15 protein-coding genes and 3 tRNA genes are annotated in these 17,853 nt (G+C 63.0%); all 18 read right to left on the reverse strand.

The window, feature by feature from the left end; genetic code table 11:
- Nucleotides 1–277: 277 nt before the first annotated feature.
- Nucleotides 278–354 (reverse strand) — tRNA-Asp (locus CGA22_RS16910).
- An 87-nt stretch (nucleotides 355–441) separates the two neighbouring features.
- Nucleotides 442–518, reverse strand: a tRNA-Asp gene (locus CGA22_RS16915).
- Nucleotides 519–576: 58 nt separating this feature from the next.
- A tRNA-Val gene (locus CGA22_RS16920) sits at nucleotides 577–652 on the reverse strand.
- A 104-nt stretch (nucleotides 653–756) separates the two neighbouring features.
- Complete coding sequence (locus CGA22_RS16925; protein WP_041023742.1) at nucleotides 757–1,530, reverse strand: SDR family oxidoreductase; 774 nt, start codon at nucleotides 1,528–1,530, stop codon at nucleotides 757–759.
- On the reverse strand, nucleotides 1,527–2,738 hold the full coding sequence (locus CGA22_RS16930; protein WP_041023743.1) for an O-succinylhomoserine sulfhydrylase: 1,212 nt from the start codon (nucleotides 2,736–2,738) through the stop codon (nucleotides 1,527–1,529). The genes CGA22_RS16925 and CGA22_RS16930 overlap by 4 nt, the downstream gene beginning before the upstream one ends.
- Before the next feature lie 58 nt (nucleotides 2,739–2,796).
- Nucleotides 2,797–4,302, reverse strand: a complete 1,506-nt coding sequence (gene purF, locus CGA22_RS16935) for an amidophosphoribosyltransferase (protein ID WP_041023744.1) — start codon at nucleotides 4,300–4,302, stop codon at nucleotides 2,797–2,799.
- Nucleotides 4,303–4,343: 41 nt separating this feature from the next.
- Nucleotides 4,344–4,904: a CvpA family protein gene (locus CGA22_RS16940; RefSeq protein WP_041023745.1), complete on the reverse strand. Its 561-nt coding sequence runs from the start codon at nucleotides 4,902–4,904 to the stop codon at nucleotides 4,344–4,346.
- 92 nt (nucleotides 4,905–4,996) lie between these two features.
- Nucleotides 4,997–5,659 carry an SPOR domain-containing protein gene (locus CGA22_RS16945; RefSeq protein ID WP_041023746.1) on the reverse strand — a complete coding sequence of 221 codons (663 nt, stop codon included), beginning with the start codon at nucleotides 5,657–5,659 and terminating at the stop codon, nucleotides 4,997–4,999.
- The gene (gene folC / locus CGA22_RS16950) at nucleotides 5,643–6,950 is read right to left on the reverse strand and encodes a bifunctional tetrahydrofolate synthase/dihydrofolate synthase (protein ID WP_041023747.1); all 1,308 of its coding nucleotides are present in this window, start codon (nucleotides 6,948–6,950) and stop codon (nucleotides 5,643–5,645) included. The genes CGA22_RS16945 and folC overlap by 17 nt, the downstream gene beginning before the upstream one ends.
- Complete coding sequence (accD, locus tag CGA22_RS16955) at nucleotides 6,947–7,867, reverse strand: acetyl-CoA carboxylase, carboxyltransferase subunit beta (RefSeq protein WP_024779156.1); 921 nt, start codon at nucleotides 7,865–7,867, stop codon at nucleotides 6,947–6,949. Before accD ends, folC begins: the two co-directional genes overlap by 4 nt.
- Nucleotides 7,868–8,124: 257 nt before the next feature.
- A complete protein-coding gene (locus CGA22_RS16960; RefSeq protein ID WP_041023748.1) occupies nucleotides 8,125–8,757 on the reverse strand; it encodes a phosphoribosylanthranilate isomerase in 633 nt (210 codons plus the stop codon).
- A 62-nt stretch (nucleotides 8,758–8,819) separates the two neighbouring features.
- Nucleotides 8,820–9,644 carry a tRNA pseudouridine(38-40) synthase TruA gene (truA, locus tag CGA22_RS16965; RefSeq protein WP_041023749.1) on the reverse strand — a complete coding sequence of 275 codons (825 nt, stop codon included), beginning with the start codon at nucleotides 9,642–9,644 and terminating at the stop codon, nucleotides 8,820–8,822.
- A 270-nt stretch (nucleotides 9,645–9,914) separates the two neighbouring features.
- Complete coding sequence (locus CGA22_RS16970; RefSeq protein WP_041023750.1) at nucleotides 9,915–12,515, reverse strand: FimV/HubP family polar landmark protein; 2,601 nt, start codon at nucleotides 12,513–12,515, stop codon at nucleotides 9,915–9,917.
- 210 nt (nucleotides 12,516–12,725) lie between these two features.
- Complete coding sequence (locus tag CGA22_RS16975) at nucleotides 12,726–13,736, reverse strand: aspartate-semialdehyde dehydrogenase (protein ID WP_041023751.1); 1,011 nt, start codon at nucleotides 13,734–13,736, stop codon at nucleotides 12,726–12,728.
- Nucleotides 13,737–13,984: 248 nt separating this feature from the next.
- Complete coding sequence (gene asd, locus CGA22_RS16980) at nucleotides 13,985–15,097, reverse strand: aspartate-semialdehyde dehydrogenase (protein WP_024779161.1); 1,113 nt, start codon at nucleotides 15,095–15,097, stop codon at nucleotides 13,985–13,987.
- 54 nt (nucleotides 15,098–15,151) lie between these two features.
- Entirely contained in the window at nucleotides 15,152–16,234 is a 1,083-nt protein-coding gene (gene leuB / locus CGA22_RS16985; RefSeq protein ID WP_041023752.1) for a 3-isopropylmalate dehydrogenase, read from the reverse strand.
- A gap of 63 nt (nucleotides 16,235–16,297) precedes the next feature.
- Nucleotides 16,298–17,062, reverse strand: coding sequence for a class I SAM-dependent methyltransferase (locus tag CGA22_RS16990; protein WP_041023753.1), 765 nt, complete (start codon nucleotides 17,060–17,062; stop codon nucleotides 16,298–16,300).
- Between the two features lie 136 nt (nucleotides 17,063–17,198).
- On the reverse strand, nucleotides 17,199–17,843 hold the full coding sequence (gene leuD / locus CGA22_RS16995) for a 3-isopropylmalate dehydratase small subunit (protein ID WP_041023754.1): 645 nt from the start codon (nucleotides 17,841–17,843) through the stop codon (nucleotides 17,199–17,201).
- Between the last annotated feature and the right edge of the window lie 10 nt (nucleotides 17,844–17,853).

Below are 17,853 nucleotides of genomic sequence, written 5' to 3' on the forward strand. Positions count from 1 at the left end.
CGCACGCGGCGCAATTGCGCGCCAGCGGCTACGGTCAGGGTTCTTTCACCCCCCTGCGGAGGTGAGCGTGAGCGCTCATATTCCCCCTGATGCACCTGCGACGGAATCCGCACAAACTACAATCCACTCTTTCAGAAACTGAAATGGTTGCAGGCTTGACCTGAATTACAGAAACAAAAAACCCCGGTCTTTCGACCAGGGTCTTTGCTATCGATCAGAAGAGGCGTTTCGGCTTTCTTCCTGGCTCCAAGGCGTCCAGTGGGCCTCGAAGCAGATATGGCGCAGCGGACGGGACTCGAACCCGCGACCCCCGGCGTGACAGGCCGGTATTCTAACCGACTGAACTACCGCTGCGTATCGCTGTGGACTTGCGTCCATTTGACTCGTCTGATCAACCCCTTGGGCTTGATCTCGAACCAGGCGAACCTGACTCGGAAAATATGGCGCAGCGGACGGGACTCGAACCCGCGACCCCCGGCGTGACAGGCCGGTATTCTAACCGACTGAACTACCGCTGCGCGTCGGTGGAGGCTTTTGACAGCTTCCGTCTTGCTTTCGCAAGACTCTCATGGAACATGGTGGGTGATGACGGGATCGAACCGCCGACATTCTGCTTGTAAGGCAGACGCTCTCCCGGCTGAGCTAATCACCCTTTGCTTCGCTGAGGCCGCGAAATTTACGCAGGTACCGAAGCTAAGTCAATAGCAGGGTTGAAGTTTTTTCAAAACAGTTTCGAATGGAGAGCTTCGCCGCTTCTCACTCGTAAATCATTTTCTTGGTCATGCCGCCGTCCACCACGAACTCCTGGCCCGTGACGAAACCGGCATTGCGCGACAACAACCACGCCACCATCGCCGCCACATCCTCTACCGTGCCTACCCTACCCGCCGGATGCTGGGCGTGATCGGCGTCGGTCAGTGGCTCTGAACGGCGCAGGGACGGGTCCCGTGCGTCGATCCAGCCAGGGCTGACGGCATTGACCCGGATCTCCGGCCCGAGGCTGATCGCCAAGGCATGGGTCAGGGCCAGCAGGCCACCCTTGCTTGCGGCATAAGCTTCGGTGTCGGGTTCCGACTGCGCGGCACGGGTCGAGGCCAGGTTGACGATGGCGCCGTTATGGGCACGCAGATAAGGCGCACAGTGCTTGGCCAGCAGCATCGGCCCGCCGAGGTTCACCGCCAGGACCCGATTCCAATACGCCAGGTCCAGGCTTTCCAGGGTGATGTTGTGCGGGTCGGCAATGGCCGCGTTGCACACCAGCGCATCGAGCCGGCCGAACTGGCCCAGCACCTCGGCGATCCCCGTGGCGACCTGAGCTTCGTCCGCCACGTCCATGGCGATGAACCAGGCGTTGTCGCCCAACGTCTTGGCAACCTTGGAGCCGCGCTCACGATCCAGGTCGGTCAGCACCACTTGCCAGCCTTCACAGATCAGCCAGGCGGCGATACCGAGGCCAATGCCCCTGGCGGCACCCGTCACCAGTGCAACCCGGCCATGGGTGCCGCTCGGCGGCGTCGCCAGCTCGATCACAAGGCCGCCAACCCACGCGCCAGGTCGGCTTGCAGGTCGGCCACGTCTTCCAGGCCGACCGCGACGCGGATCAGGCTGTCGCGGATCCCGGCTGCTTCACGCTCCTGGGGCGACAGACGGCCGTGGGAGGTGGTGCTCGGGTGGGTGATGGTGGTCTTGCTGTCGCCCAGGTTGGCGGTAATGGACACCAGACGGGTGGCATCGATGAAGCGCCAGGCGCCCTCCTTGCCCCCTTTGACCTCGAAGCTCACCACGGCACCGAAACCGCGCTGCTGACGCAGGGCCAGGTCATGTTGCGGGTGACTCTTGAGGCCGGCGTAATGGACTTTCTCGATGCCGTCCTGCTGTTCCAGCCACTCGGCCAGTGCCTGGGCATTGGCGCAATGGGCTTTCATGCGCAGGCCAAGGGTTTCCAGGCCCTTGAGGAACACCCAGGCGTTGAACGGGCTGAGGGTCGGCCCGGCGGTGCGCAAAAAGCCCACCACTTCTTTCATCTGCTCACTGCGACCAGCCACCACGCCGCCCATGCAACGACCCTGGCCGTCGATGAACTTGGTGGCCGAATGCACCACCACGTCCGCACCCAGCTTCAGCGGCTGTTGCAGGGCCGGGGTGCAGAAACAGTTGTCGACCACCAGCATGGCGCCTTTGGCGTGGGCGATTTCCGCCAACGCGGCAATGTCCACCAGTTCGGCCAAGGGGTTGGACGGTGATTCGACAAACAGCAATTTGGTATTGGCCTTGATCGCCGCATCCCAACCGGACAAATCCGCCAGGGGCACGTAATCGACTTCCACGCCGAAGCGCTTGAAGTACTTTTCGAACAGACTGATGGTCGAGCCGAAGACGCTGCGCGATACCAGCACATGGTCACCAGCGCTGCACAGGCTCATTACCACTGCCATGATCGCCGCCATGCCGGTGGCAGTGGCCACCGCCTGCTCGGCACCTTCCAGCGCGGCAATACGTTCTTCGAAAGCACGCACGGTGGGGTTGGTGTAGCGCGAGTAGACGTTACCCGGGACTTCGCCAGCGAACCGCGCCGCCGCGTCGGCCGCGGTACGAAACACATAGCTGGAGGTGAAGAACATCGGATCGCCGTGTTCGGCTTCCGGCGTGCGGTGCTGGCCAGCGCGAACCGCCAGGGTGTCGAACGCTACACCTTCAAGGTCGCTGTCCAGCCGACCGGCATCCCAATCCTGACTCATGCTGTCACTCCTGCAATCGGTCAAACGCAAACCGGCCCCTCAGGGCCGGTTTGTAACTTTAGTTGTTGTACAGATCGATGATCGCGCTGACCGCCTGGGTCTTGGCCTTGGACGCATCGTTGCGGGCGCTTTCGATCTTGTTCAGGTAGGCCTCATCGATGTCGCCGGTGACGTACTTGCCGTCGAACACCGCGCAGTCGAACTGCTCGATCTTGATCTTTCCGCCACCCACGGCTTCGATCAAGTCCGGCAGGTCCTGGTAGATCAGCCAGTCGGCACCGATCAGGTCGGCGACCTCCTGGGTCGTGCGGTTATGAGCGATCAGCTCATGGGCACTCGGCATGTCGATGCCGTAGACGTTCGGGTAGCGCACGGCAGGAGCTGCCGAGCAGAAGTACACGTTCTTGGCGCCAGCTTCGCGGGCCATCTGGATGATCTGCTTGCAGGTGGTGCCACGCACGATGGAGTCGTCCACCAGCATCACGTTCTTGCCGCGGAATTCCAGCTCGATGGCGTTGAGTTTCTGGCGCACGGACTTTTTTCGTGCAGCCTGGCCCGGCATGATGAAGGTCCGGCCGATGTAGCGGTTCTTCACGAAGCCTTCGCGGAACTTGACGCCCAGGTGGTTCGCCAGCTCCAGGGCCGCGGTGCGGCTGGTGTCCGGGATCGGGATGACCACGTCGATGTCATGGTCCGGACGCTCGCGCAGGATCTTGTCGGCCAGCTTCTCGCCCATGCGCAGACGGGCCTTGTAGACCGAGATGCCGTCGATGATCGAGTCCGGACGCGCCAGGTAGACGTGTTCGAAAATGCACGGTGTAAGGCTTGGGTTGGTCGCGCACTGGCGGGTGAACAACTGGCCGTCTTCAGTGATGTAGACCGCTTCGCCCGGGGCAAGATCGCGAATCAGGGTGAAACCCAGCACGTCCAGGGACACGCTCTCGGAGGCGATCATGTACTCGACGCCTTCGTCGGTGTGACGCTGGCCGAAGACGATAGGACGAATGCCGTGGGGGTCGCGGAAGCCGACGATACCGTAACCGGTGACCATCGCCACCACCGAGTAACCACCGACGCAACGGTTATGCACGTCGGTCACGGCGGCGAACACGTCTTCTTCGGTCGGCTGCAGCTTGCCCCGCTGGGCCAGCTCGTGGGCGAACACGTTGAGCATCACTTCCGAGTCGGAGCTGGTGTTGACGTGGCGCAGGTCCGATTCGTAGATCTCCTTGGCCAACTGCTCGACGTTGGTCAGGTTGCCGTTGTGCGCCAGGGTGATGCCGTACGGCGAGTTGACGTAGAACGGCTGGGCTTCGGCGGAGGTCGAACTGCCCGCCGTCGGGTAGCGCACATGGCCGATACCCATGTGGCCAACCAGGCGCTGCATGTGACGCTGGTGGAACACGTCACGCACCAGACCGTTGTCCTTGCGCAGGAATAACCGGCCGTCATGGCTGGTCACGATACCGGCAGCGTCCTGGCCGCGGTGCTGGAGCACGGTTAGCGCGTCATACAGCGCCTGATTGACGTTCGACTTACCGACGATACCGACGATGCCACACATGCGACGCAACCCCTACTTAATGGATCTGAACTGAACAACACTCACTGCGGCGTTTTGGCCGTCGGCAAGAGGTGTTCCTTGAACGGTATTTCAGCGGGTACGCTGATACCGCTGGCAAGCCACTGACTGCTCCAACCCAGGATCAGGTTCTTGGACCAGTCTGCGACCAATAGAAATTGTGGCACGAGCCGGGACTCCTGCCACCATGAATCCTGTTGTACCGGCCCCAGGCTCAGCAGCCCGACGGCCACGACCACCAGCAACGCGCCACGCGCGGCGCCAAAGGCCATGCCCAGGAACCGGTCCGTCCCGGAAAGCCCGGTGACGCGAATCAGTTCGCCGATCAGATAGTTGATCATTGCGCCGACCAGCAAGGTGGCGATAAACAAGATGGCACAGCCCGCGATCACGCGAGCCGATGGCGTTTCGATGTATCCGGCGAGGTACTGGGACAGCGAGCCACCAAACATCCAGGCGACGATTCCCGCGATGATCCAGGTCAGCAGCGAGAGGGCTTCCTTGACGAAGCCTCGGCTCAGACTGATCAATGCGGAGATGGCGATGATCGCAACGATCGCCCAGTCAACCCAGGTAAATGGCACGGTGCAGCCTACAGACGGATAAGGCGGCGCATTTTAGCAGAGCCCAGGGCTGTCGGTAAGCTGCGATTGTCAGTGTGAGTGAAATCAGGTGCTTAGCCGCGTTCCGGCTGGAAACGCACCACAAAACCCTTGAGATTTTGCTGCCGTCCGAGCAGATCGCGCAGGCGGTCGGCTTCGGCACGCTCGATCAGCGGACCGACAAACACCCGATTCTTGCCATCGGCGGAACGGATGTAGGCATTGTAGCCCTGGCTGCGCAGGGATTTCTGCAGGTTTTCCGCGCTTTCGCGACTGGTCAGGCTGGCCAGTTGCACGGACCAACTGACCGACAGCCCATTGGCGTCCACACGACTTTGGCTGGTGTCCGGCTTGGTCGGCGCCGCGGTGATCGGCTGCGTCGGTGCAGGCTTGACCGCCGGGGTGGCCGGAACGGGCGCTGGAGCCGGAGCGACAGCGGGCTTGCTCGATGCAGCCGGTACCGCAGGAATCGGTGCCGAAGGCACGGTCGGGTGCTCAGCCAGTTCCTCGTCGCTCGGGACGGGCTCCTGGGGCAGCGCCTGCGGCTCGGGCACCGTCACCGGCTCGACCTGCACAGGCGCAACCGATGGCGCCTGGGGTGCGGCGGGTGCATCGACCGTGACCTGGCGCTGCTCGTCCTGACGGGAAAACAGCATCGGCAGGAAAATCACCGCCAGGGCCACCAATACCAGGGCCCCCACCATACGCTGCTTGTATGCCTTATCCAGCAATGCCATCTGCAGCTTCCTCCGTGGAGCGCCGGGCCAGCCATTGCAGGGCCTCGGCGACACAAAAAAATGATCCGAACAACAGGATTTCATCATCGGCCGTTGCCACGGCGCACTGCCCTTCCAACGCGGCGGCGACACTGTCGTAAGCATCCACCGAAGCGCCACGGCGCTGCAAGACCGTTTGCAATTCAGAAGCGGGACGTGAGCGCGGCGAATCCAGGGGCGTTACCGCCCAGTGCTGGACACTAGCATCCAACGCCTCGACCACGCCATCCAGATCCTTGTCGGACAGCAGTCCGAACACCGCCAGGCGCCGCCCCACCACCGGCCGCCGCGCCAGACACTCAGCCAGGTACTGTGCCGCGTGGGGGTTGTGCCCGACATCCAGCAACAGGTTCAGACGCTTGCCCTGCCACTGGAACTGGCGCCGATCAAGACGACCGACGATGCGAGTCGCCAACAACGCCTTGGCGATCTGCCCGGCATCCCACGGTAAACCCAGCAGCAGGTAGGCCTGGAGCGCCAGCGCGGCGTTCTCCATCGGCAGATCCAGCTGTGGCAGGTCGCGCAACTCCACCGGATGACCCTGCAGATCGCTGCCGCGCCATTGCCAGTGCTGCTCGGTCATGGCCAGATCGAAATCCCGTCCCCGCAGGAAAAACGGACAGGCCAGTTCCCGGGCCTTGTCCAACAGCGGTTGCGGAGGATTGAGATCGCCGCAGAGCGCAGGCGCGCCCTGACGAAAGATACCGGCCTTCTCGAAGGCCACGGATTCGCGGGTATCGCCCAGGTAATCGGCATGGTCCACGCCGATACTGGTGACCAATGCGATGTCCGCGTCCACCAGGTTGACTGTGTCCAGCCGCCCGCCCAGGCCGACTTCCAGCACAACGGCGTCGAGACCGGCACGGGCGAACAGCCAGAACGCCGCCAGGGTGCCCATCTCGAAATACGTGAGAGAGATATCGCCCCGCCCGGCGTCCACCGCGGCGAAAGCCTCGCACAGCTCGGCATCGGCGGCTTCGACGCCGTTGACCTGCACCCGCTCGTTGTAACGCAGCAGGTGTGGCGAACTGTAGACACCGACGCTCAATCCCTGGGCCCGCAGCAGCGAGGCTACGAAGGCACAGGTCGAGCCTTTGCCGTTGGTGCCGGTGACGGTGATGACCCGGGGCGCCGGCTTGCCCAGCCCCATGTGGGACATGACCGCTTGCGAGCGCTCCAGCCCCATGTCGATGGCGGATGGATGCAATTGCTCGAGGTAGGCCAGCCAGTCGTCCAGGGTGCGTTCGGTCATAGCCCGGCAGGCACCGGCGGAACCACCATCGGTTCGATGGGTGCGGCGACGTACTGAGGCGTCGGCAAGCCCATCAGCTGAGCCAACAGGTTACCCAGGCGCGGACGCAGCTCCTGACGATGGATGATCATGTCGATGGCACCGTGCTCCAGCAGGAACTCACTGCGTTGGAAGCCTTCCGGCAGTTTTTCGCGCACGGTTTGCTCGATGACCCGCGGGCCGGCAAAGCCGATCAGGGCTTTCGGCTCGCCGACGATCACGTCGCCCAGCATTGCCAGGCTGGCGGAAACGCCGCCGTAGACCGGATCGGTCAGCACCGAGATGAACGGAAGGCCTTCTTCGCGCAGACGCGCCAGGACGGCGGAGGTCTTCGCCATCTGCATCAGCGAGATCAGCGCTTCCTGCATCCGCGCGCCGCCGGAAGCAGCGAAGCAGATCATTGGGCAACGGTTTTCCAGGGCATAGTTGGCGGCGCGAACGAAGCGCTCACCGACGATGGCGCCCATGGACCCCCCCATGAAGGAGAACTCGAAGGCCGAGACCACCACCGGCATGCCCAGCAGGGTGCCACTCATGGACACCAGGGCGTCTTTCTCGCCGGTCTGCTTCTGGGCCGCGGTCAGGCGATCCTTGTACTTCTTGCCATCGCGGAATTTCAGGCGATCCACGGGCTCCAGGTCGGCACCCAGCTCAACACGGCCTTCGGCGTCCAGGAAAATATCGATACGGGCACGCGCGCCAATGCGCATGTGGTGGTTGCACTTGGGGCAAACGTCCAGGGTCTTTTCCAGCTCTGGGCGGTACAGCACCGCTTCGCAGGATGGACATTTGTGCCACAGACCTTCAGGCACCGAGCTTTTCTTCACCTCGGAACGCATGATCGAAGGGATCAGTTTGTCTACCAACCAGTTGCTCATGCTTTCTTTCTCCAGTACCGGCGGCCCGAACGCTCTGGTTCGCGGCCCCGCGTATGCCCTTGAGCTAAATTCATTGTGCGGCGAGGGCCGAAAAGCCACCACGGTCAGCGCGAAACATGACCTGCGTGCAGCCCAACCTTCCTCAACCATTCCTGCAACCGCTGCACCGCGGTTGCCGCTACGCTATCGGCCCGCCCGGAGGCGGCGCCTGCCTGCTGTGTACAGTGCAGGTATGGACGGCGGCAGTCTGCCAGCCGTCACATTGGCAACTGGCGGCTGCGAACAGCGGCCATGAACGCCCGGATCTTCGCCGGATCCTTGATACCCTTGCCCTGCTCCACCCCGCCGCTCACGTCCACCGCATAAGGACGAACCTGGCGAATCGCTTCGGCCACGTTGTCAGCCGTCAGGCCACCGGCGAGGATGATCGGCTTGCTCAGGCCATGGGGCACCAGCGACCAGTCGAATGCTTCACCGGTACCGCCGGGAACGCCCTCCACGTACGTGTCCAGCAAAATGCCACTGGCGCTGGCAAACGTCTCGCAAGCAGCCGCGATGTCGTCTCCCGCCTTGACCCGCAGCGCCTTGATGTAGGGACGGTGCCAGCCTTCGCAATCAGCAGGAAGCTCGTCGCCATGGAATTGCAACAGGCCCAGCGGCACCGCATCGAGTATCTCGCCCAGCTCGCAACGGCTGGCATTGACGAACAGGCCGACCGGGGTCACGAATGGCGGCAAGGCCTGGATGATCGCCCTCGCCTGCTGCACGGTCACCGCCCGCGGGCTCTTGGCATAGAACACCAGCCCGATGGCATCGGCACCAGCCTCGACAGCCGCCAGCGCGTCCTCGACGCGGGTGATCCCGCAAATCTTGCTGCGAACGACCGACATGTTGTCAAAACCCCAGCTAAATCCGAGAAAGTCCCGGATGGTAGCAAATGCAGCGGAGGGCGTCAGCCGTCGAGTTCCGAGAAGCCGGTGAGGAAATGTGGCCCGATGTAACGCTCCGGCAGTTCGAACTCATCGCGGTACTCAACCTGTACCAGGTACAAGCCAAACGGATGAGCCGTCACGCCGCCGGAGCGACGGATGCGGCTGTCGAGCACCTCCTTGACCCACTCCACCGATCGCTCACCGGCACCGATGGTCATCAGCACGCCGGCGATGTTGCGCACCATGTGGTGCAGGAATGCACTGGCACGAATGTCGAGCACGATCATCTTGCCGTGACGGGTCACGCGCAGGTGATGCAGCTCCTTGATCGGCGACTTGGCCTGGCACTGGCCGGCGCGAAAGGCGCTGAAATCGTGAACCCCGACCAAGTACTGCGCGGCTTCGGCCATGCGCTCGACATCCAGCGGACGGTGGTTCCAGGTGATTTCTTCGTTCAGGTGCGCCGGACGGATCTGGTCGTTGTAGATCACATAGCGATAGCGCCGGGCGATGGCCTTGAAGCGTGCGTGGAAATGCGCCGGCATCACCTTGGCCCAACTGACGCTGACGTCATGGGGCAGATTGATGTTGGCCCCCATGACCCAGGCCTTCATCGAACGCTCGACCTGGGTGTCGAAATGCACCACCTGGCCGCAGGCGTGCACGCCGGCATCGGTACGCCCGGCACAGTGCAGCGACACCGGTGAATCGGCGACTTTGGACAGCGCGTTTTCAAGGGTTTCCTGCACGGTCGCGACGCCGGAGGCCTGGCGCTGCCAGCCACGATAACGCGAACCTTTGTATTCCACGCCCAAGGCGATCCGGAAAAAGCCGTCAGCCGCCATTTCGGCAGCCGGGTTGTCTATGTTTGCCAAGGAATTACAGCCTGCTGAGGTACGCAAAGGCGGGCATTATAAGGCGGGTGGGGTGGGATGCCAGTGCAACCGTCGATCCGGTGTTGGATGCGCCGACCTCATCGCGAGCAGGCTCGCTCCCACAGGGGGATCTGCAGCGTTCACAACCCCCTTGTGGGAGCGAGCCTGCTCGCGATGAGGCCCTCGCCCCAAACAAAAACGGCAGCCTCAATGGCTGCCGCTCCTGTCACTGCGAACATCTCACGCCAGGCGGGCGAGCATCTCCTGCGCTTCGCTCTTCTGGGTGGCATCGCCTTCGCTGAGGACTTCACCGAGGATATCCCGGGCACCGTCGTGGTCGCCCATGTCGATGTAGGCCTGGGCCAGGTCGAGCTTGGTGGCGACTTCATCGGTGCCGCTGAGGAAGTCGAAGTCCGGCTCGTCTTCGACACTGGCCAAGGCGTCTTCCGCCGTGAAGGATGGCTGACCCAGGCTGTCGGACAAGCGATCCAGCTCGGCGTTGACATCGTCCAGCTCGGACTCGAAGGGATCCTTCGGCGCGTCCATTTCGTCGGCCAGGGACAGATCGAAATCCGCCGGCAGCTCGAGATCGTCGGCCGGGGTGTCGAGCAAGGCTGGTGCCTCGGCCGCAGGCACGTCCAGCCCCTTGAGGTCGTCGCCCAGGTCCAGCAGGAAGTCTTCGTCGTCCAGGGCTGGCGCTGGCGCATCGGCGCCCAGGTCGAGGTCGAACTCCGATAGATCGTCCAGGCTTTCGTTGGCTTCGGTCTGCTGCTTGAGCACCGATTCGAAGCTCAGATCGTCGTCCAGCGGGAACGCATCCAGCTCCGGCACTGGCTCAGGTGCCGACGCCACCGGTGCGTTCTCCAAGTCATCCAGACTCAGGTCGAAGGCACTGTCCAGCTCTTCATTGGTGGCCGGCGTTTCTTCCAGCAGTTCCTTGACGTACTGGGCGTCCAGCTCGGCAGCCACCGCCGCGGCGGCCAGACCGGCGCCAGCGGCAACCACCATGGCCGGGAAACGGCTCTTGAGTTGCTCGACCTGGGCGAAGTTTTCACCATTGGCCACCAATTGGCGTTCCTGGGCGACAAACGCGTCGCGATCACCTTGCAGGCCGTAGACCTCCATCAACTTCAGGCGCAGGTCGCTACGCTGTGGCTCGGCCTTGATGCCCTGCTCAAGCTGATCGGCAGCCTGGTTCAAGCGACCGCGATCAATGTGCGCCTGGGCCTGGCCCAGCACGTCGTCGAAACGATCGGCAGCGGGGGCGACCAAGGGCGCGGCGATAGGTGGCGAGACCACCACCGGCGCGACCACAGGGGCCGGCTGGGGAACGGGCTTGGGGGCCGGTGCTGGGACCGGCTTAGGGTCGAGCTTGACGCTTGGCGCGGGTACTTCAATGCCCTCGAAGCTGCTCGGGGGCAGATCGAGCTCCGGGGAGAAGTCGGCCTCCTCCTCGAGGGCTCGGGCCATGCGCAGATGCTTCTCGGCTTCCTGCTGGGCCTTGCGGCGGCGAGCGAGCAACAGCAGCAGCAACAGCAGGATCAACGCACCACCACCGATCAAACCGAGCAGGATCGGGTTGGTCAGCAAGTCGTTGTATTTCTGTTCACTGGATGCCGCCGGAGCCTCGGCCGGAGCAGCCGGTGGCGTCGCCTCGGGCGTCGCTTCGGGAGCGGCTTGCGGTGCGGGTGCAGGGATCTGTGCCGATGGCGCGGGCGTCAACTGCGCCGACATCGCCGGCGGCGCTTCGTTGGCTGGCGGAACTGCGGCACCTTCGGCCTGCATCTTCGCCAGTTGATTATTCTTCAGCTCGATCAGGCGCTGCAGCTTGTCCAACTGGCTCTGCAGATCCGCCATGCGGCTTTTCAATTCTTCATTGTCGCGACGAGCCGAGTCGAGGCTTTCCTGGGTGACCGCAAGCTTGTTGCTCAGGGCCTGGGCATCGCCGGCAGCCCCCTTGCCTTTGCCCTTGCCCGCCTTCGCAGGCTCGGCCGTCACCAGGCTCAGGTTATCGCGGCCGGCGGTCGGCGTCGGTGCGACCTCGCCCTGGCCACGCTTGGTCGCGTCCAGTTGCTGCCGGCCACCGGGTGCCGCAGTCGCACGGCCTTGGCGTCCCTGACGCCAGGCAGCGTTCTGGGCGGCTACTTCGGCGATGGCCTGGGGTTGCGGCAACGCGGTGCTTTGCACCGGGTCCGGCAGGCGCAGGACCTGGCCGGTCTTGAGCAGGTTGATATTGCCGTTGATGAAAGCGTGCGGGTTCAGTGCCTGGATCGCCAGCATGGTTTGCTGGACCGACCCACCGTTGCGGGCCTTGGCGGCGATTTCCCAGAGGGTATCCCGCGGTGTGGTGGTGTACTGGGACGACTTGGTCGCGCCAGTGACCGGCGTCGACACCACCTGGGCCGGTTTCGGTCGGGCGGCCTCGGCAGCCTGGGGCGAGAACTTGGACGGGTCGAGCAGCACGCTGTAGTCACGCAGCAGGCGGCCGTTGGGCCACATCACCTGCACGAGGAACTTGACCAGCGGCTCGGACAGCGGCCGGCTGGAGGTCACCCGCAGGACGCTCTTGCCATTGGCGTTGATCACCGGGGTGAAGCTCAGGTCATTGAGAAACGCCTGGCGGTCGACGCCGGCTTTGGCGAAATCCTCGGGCGAGGCCAGGCTCGGCACGACTTCGGCAGCGGTCAGTTGCTGGACATCGAGCAGCTCGATCTCCGCGACCAGAGGCTGGTTCGGCGTCGACTTCAGGGTCAATTCCCCCAGCCCGAGCGCTTGCGCCATACCGGAGGACAGCGCCGAGGCGGCCGCTATTGCTAACACCAGTTTGCGAACTTGAACCATAGCCTCTTCCTTTGTTTGAACATTCCTCGGCCAGCGAGAAGGTATTGATGTCGCTGCCGCTAGGCATTTCACGCAGCCCCGCAGGACGGGGTGCACGATCGTTTCTACTCATGCCCGGGAATGTCCCTAGCGGGAGATTTTCGCCTTCAGCGTCCAGGCCAAGCATAGCGCCCGGCTAGAATCATTCGACAAATTGTTGCCAAGTATCTTTTACAGCAGGTCTTTTATCAACAACTCCGCCACCTGCACTGCGTTGAGCGCCGCGCCCTTGCGCACGTTATCCGTCGTCAGCCACATATTCAGTTCCGTCGGGTCGTCGATACCACCGCGCACACGTCCCACATACACCACGTCCTGCCCCACCGCATCGCCGACCGGCGTCGGGTAGTCGCCCTCCTCCACCAGCTCGATGCCGGGGGCCACTTCCAGGGCTGCGTTGACTTTCTTCAGGTCGACGGCGTTCGCGGACTGCACGGTCACGCTAAAGCTATCGCCGAAAAACACCGGGGCTTGAATGCAAGTGACGGAAATCTTTAACAAAGGTTGATCCAGCACCTGACGCAACTCACGCACCAGGCGTTTTTCCAGCGGCGTATGGCCCTGCTCGTCCGGGGTACCGACCTGCGCCAACAGGTTGAACGCCATCTGCCGGTCGAAGAAGGTCGGCTCCAGTGGACGGGCGTTGAGCAGCTCGGCGGTCTGGCGCGCCAACTCGCTCACGGCGACACGGCCCTGGGCGGACACGGCGAGACTGGCGGTCAGGCTGATGCGCTGTATATCCAGGCACTCGCGCAACGGGGCCAGCGCCACGGCCAGTGCAGTGGCCGAGGCACTCGGGCTACTGACCTGGAACGGCTTGCCGAGGCCCGCAAGCACTTGGGCGTTGGCTTCCGGCACGATCTGCGGTGCCTGTTCCGGCGGCAGGGCACCGGACAGGTCGATGAGCGCGCAACCGGCGGCCGTGGCACGCGGCGCAAAACTCAGGGTCACCGCCGGACCGGCCGCGAAGAACACCAGTTGCACCTTGCTGAAATCGAACTCGTCGACTTCCCTTACCCGCACGTTTTTGTTGCGGAACATCACCGAACTGCCTGCCGATTCACTGCTGGCCAGCAGGTGCAGGTTGCCGACGGGAAAATCCCGTTCTTCGAGAATCTGGACGAGGGTTTCGCCGACAGTACCGGTGGCGCCGATCACGGCGATGTCAAAGGACTGGCTCATGGGTCTACCTCAGGTAAAACGTGGGGAGCGGCACTTTACCGGGTGGTTGGCGGCCAGGCAATTGACGGGGGATTTGTGGTGGATGGACTGGCGCCATCGCGAGCAGGCTCGCTCCCACAGGTTTTGTGTCCACTGAAGATCCAATGTGGGAGCGAGCCTGCTCGCGATGGCGATCTCACGGCCAATACAACACCCATAAAAAAACCCGCACCTCTCGCAAGGCACGGGTTCTTTCACAGCAGCGACGATCAACGCTCGAGCAAGATCCGCAGCATGCGACGCAGCGGTTCGGCCGCGCCCCACAGCAGTTGGTCGCCGACGGTGAAGGCACCGACGAACTGCGAGCCCATGTTCAGCTTGCGCAGGCGTCCCACCGGCACGTTCAGGGTGCCGGTGACCTTGGTCGGGCTCAGCTCCTGCATGCTGGTTTCGCGGTTGTTCGGCACCAGCTTGACCCAAGGGTTGTGCTGGCTGATCAACCCTTCGATGTCGGCGATCGGCACGTCCTTGTTCAGCTTGATGGTCAGCGCCTGGCTGTGGCAGCGCATGGCGCCGATGCGCACGCAGATGCCGTCCACCGGGATCGGGCTCTTGAAGCGACCGAGGATCTTGTTGGTTTCGGCCTGGGCCTTCCACTCTTCGCGGCTCTGGCCGTTCGGCAGTTCCTTGTCGATCCACGGGATCAGGCTGCCGGCCAGCGGCACACCGAAGTTCTCGGTCGGGTAGGCATCGCTGCGCATCGCCTCGGCGACCTTGCGGTCGATGTCCAGGATGGCGCTGGCCGGGTTGGCCAGGTCATCGGCGACGGCGGCGTGTGTCGCGCCCATCTGCTTGATCAGCTCACGCATGTTCTGCGCGCCGGCACCGGATGCCGCCTGATAAGTCATGGCGCTCATCCACTCCACCAGGCCGGCTTCGAACAGGCCGCCCAGGCCCATCAGCATCAGGCTGACGGTGCAGTTGCCGCCGATGTAGTTCTTGGTGCCGGCGTCCAGTTGCTGGTCGATGACCTTGCGGTTGACCGGGTCGAGGATGATCACTGCGTCGTCCTGCATGCGCAGGCTGGAGGCGGCGTCGATCCAGTAGCCCTGCCAGCCGGCCTCGCGCAGTTTCGGGAAGACTTCGCTGGTGTAGTCGCCACCCTGGCACGTCAGGATCACATCGAGGGTCTTGAGCTCTTCAATGCTGTAGGCATCCTTGAGCGCACCGGTGTCCTTGCCCACGGACGGGCCCTGGCCACCGACATTGGAAGTGGTGAAGAACACCGGCTCGATGAGATCGAAATCCTGCTCTTCCAGCATTCGCTGCATGAGCACGGAACCGACCATGCCCCGCCAACCGATCAGACCTACACGTTTCATCGCAACTGCACCTATACAAAAGTGGGCCACCGTCGAAGCGGTGGACCGGAGAGATTACAGATTCCGCAGCGCGGCGACTACCGCGTCGCCCATTTGCTGCGTACCGACTTTGGTACAACCGGCCGACCAGATGTCGCCGGTGCGCAAACCCTGGTCCAACACCACACTGACGGCCTTTTCAATGGCATCGGCGGCGTCATTGAGGTTGAAGCTGTAGCGCAGCATCATCGACACCGACAGGATGGTCGCCAACGGGTTGGCAATGCCCTGCCCGGCGATGTCCGGCGCCGAACCGTGGCACGGCTCGTACATGCCTTTGTTGTTGGCATCCAGGGAGGCCGACGGCAGCATGCCGATGGAACCGGTGAGCATCGACGCTTCGTCGGACAGGATGTCGCCGAACATGTTGTCGGTGACGATCACGTCGAACTGCTTCGGTGCGCGCACCAGTTGCATCGCGGCGTTGTCGACGTACATATGGCTCAGTTCGATGTCCGGGTAATCCTTGGACACCTGCTCGACCACTTCGCGCCACAGTTGGCTGGACGCCAGCACATTGGCCTTGTCCACCGAGCACAGCTTCTTGCCACGCACCCGGGCCATGTCGAAGCCGACCCGGGCGATACGGCGGATTTCGCTCTCGCTGTACGGCAGGGTGTCGTAGGCCTGACGCTCGCCATTATCCAGCTCGCGGGTACCACGCGGAGCACCGAAGTAGATACCGCCGGTCAGTTCACGGACGATAAGGATATCCAGGCCCGACACGATTTCCGGCTTCAGGCTCGAGGCGTCGGCCAGTTGCGGATAGAGGATCGCCGGACGCAGGTTGCCGAACAGGCCCAGTTGCGCACGAATCTTCAGCAGGCCGCGCTCGGGACGGATGTCGCGCTCGATCTTGTCCCATTTCGGGCCACCCACGGCACCCAGCAGCACGGCATCGGCTGCACGGGCACGGTCCAGGGTTTCATCGGCCAGGGGCACGCCGTGCTTGTCGATGGCCGCGCCGCCGATCACGTCGTGGCTGAGCTCGAAGTCCAGACCGTACTTGTCGTTCGCCAGCTCCAGGACCTTGACCGCTTCGGCCATGATTTCCGGACCAATGCCGTCGCCTGGGAGAATCAGAATCTGCTTGCTCATGCTTTCCTCGTTTGTTGTACCGGCGCGCCAGGCTTTCTACTTCCGGGCAGGCCAGGAAAAATGCTATCGCTCGGCCCACAGCACCAGTACATCCGTACTGAAAGAACCATCGGCCTCAATCTCGAAATATTCACGCACTTCGTCGCCCATCGAGCGTTGCAGCTCGAGAATTGCGCCACGCATCACCTCGGGTGTGCGCATGCGCTCGACCCAGGAGCTGTATTCCAGGCGCAAGCGTTGGCGAGAGGTGCTGCTCACCTGCAACCCCGCTTCGCTGACCTGGCGCAGCCACTCGGCGGCCGAATAGTCACGCACATGGCTGGTGTCGCGCAGCACTTCGATGCTTTGCAGATAGGTATCCAGCAACGGCGTGCCAGGCGACAGGATATCAATGAACGCCATCACCCCACCCGGTTTGAGCACGCGGCGCACTTCGCGCAACGCCAGGCCCAGGTCGCTCCAATGATGCGCCGAATAGCGGCTGAACACGAAGTCGAACTCGGCATCGGCGAACGGCAAGCGCTCGGCAGCACCGCGCACCGTGGCGATGTTGCCCAAGCCACGATCCGCTGCTGCCGTGGCCACCACGTCCAGCATCTGCTGGGACAGGTCGTAGGCCACCACTTCACCGGCCAGGGGCGCCACGTGAAAACTCACGTGACCGGCGCCGCACCCCAGGTCCAGCACACGGGCATGGTCATGCCCCGCCAATGCAGCCTGTAGCAGCGCGAACTCGGCGCCCTGGGCGTGCACGGCACTGCTCAGGTAGGCCGACGCCTGTTCACCGAATTGCTTTTGTACAACCTGACTGTGGGCGGTGCTGGTCATGGGATGTCCTTATGGTTTTGTAGTGCCTGGGCTGGCCTCTTCGCGAGCAGGCTTGCTCCCACAGGGTTTTGGATACACCCTGGATCAATGTGGGAGCGAGCACGCTCGCGATGGCGCAGTCATGTCTTACGCGGAATCAAACCTCGCGAAACAACCAGGGCTGGCTCGCCCGATGCTTCGCTTCGAACGCGGCAATCGCCTCGCCGTCCTGCAGGGTCAAACCGATGTCATCCAGCCCGTTGAGCAGGCAATGCTTGCGGAACGCATCGATCTCGAATCCCAGTACCTTGCCGTCGGGACGGGTCACGGTCTGGGCTGCCAGGTCGATCTGCAACTGATAACCCGGGTTCGCCTCGACCTGCTGGAACAGCTCGTCCACTTCAGCGTCGCTGAGGATGATCGGCAGCAAACCGTTCTTGAAACTGTTGTTGAAGAAGATGTCGGCGTAGCTCGGCGCGATGATGCTGCGGAAGCCGTACTCTTCAAGGGCCCATGGCGCGTGTTCGCGGCTCGAACCGCAACCGAAGTTCTCCCGGGCCAGCAGCACGCTGGCGCCTTGGTAACGCTCGGCATTGAGCACGAAGTCCTTGTTCAGCGGCCGCTTCGAGTTGTCCTGGTAGGGCTGGCCCACATCCAGGTAACGCCACTCGTCGAACAGGTTCGGACCGAAGCCGGTGCGCTTGATGGATTTCAGGAATTGCTTGGGAATGATCTGGTCGGTGTCGACGTTGGCACGATCCAGAGGCGCGACAAGACCAGTGTGCTGGGTAAAAGCTTTCATGCTGCGCTCT

It is taken from the genome of Pseudomonas sp. PSB18 (genome assembly GCF_014596565.1).
Taxonomy (GTDB): domain Bacteria; phylum Pseudomonadota; class Gammaproteobacteria; order Pseudomonadales; family Pseudomonadaceae; genus Aquipseudomonas.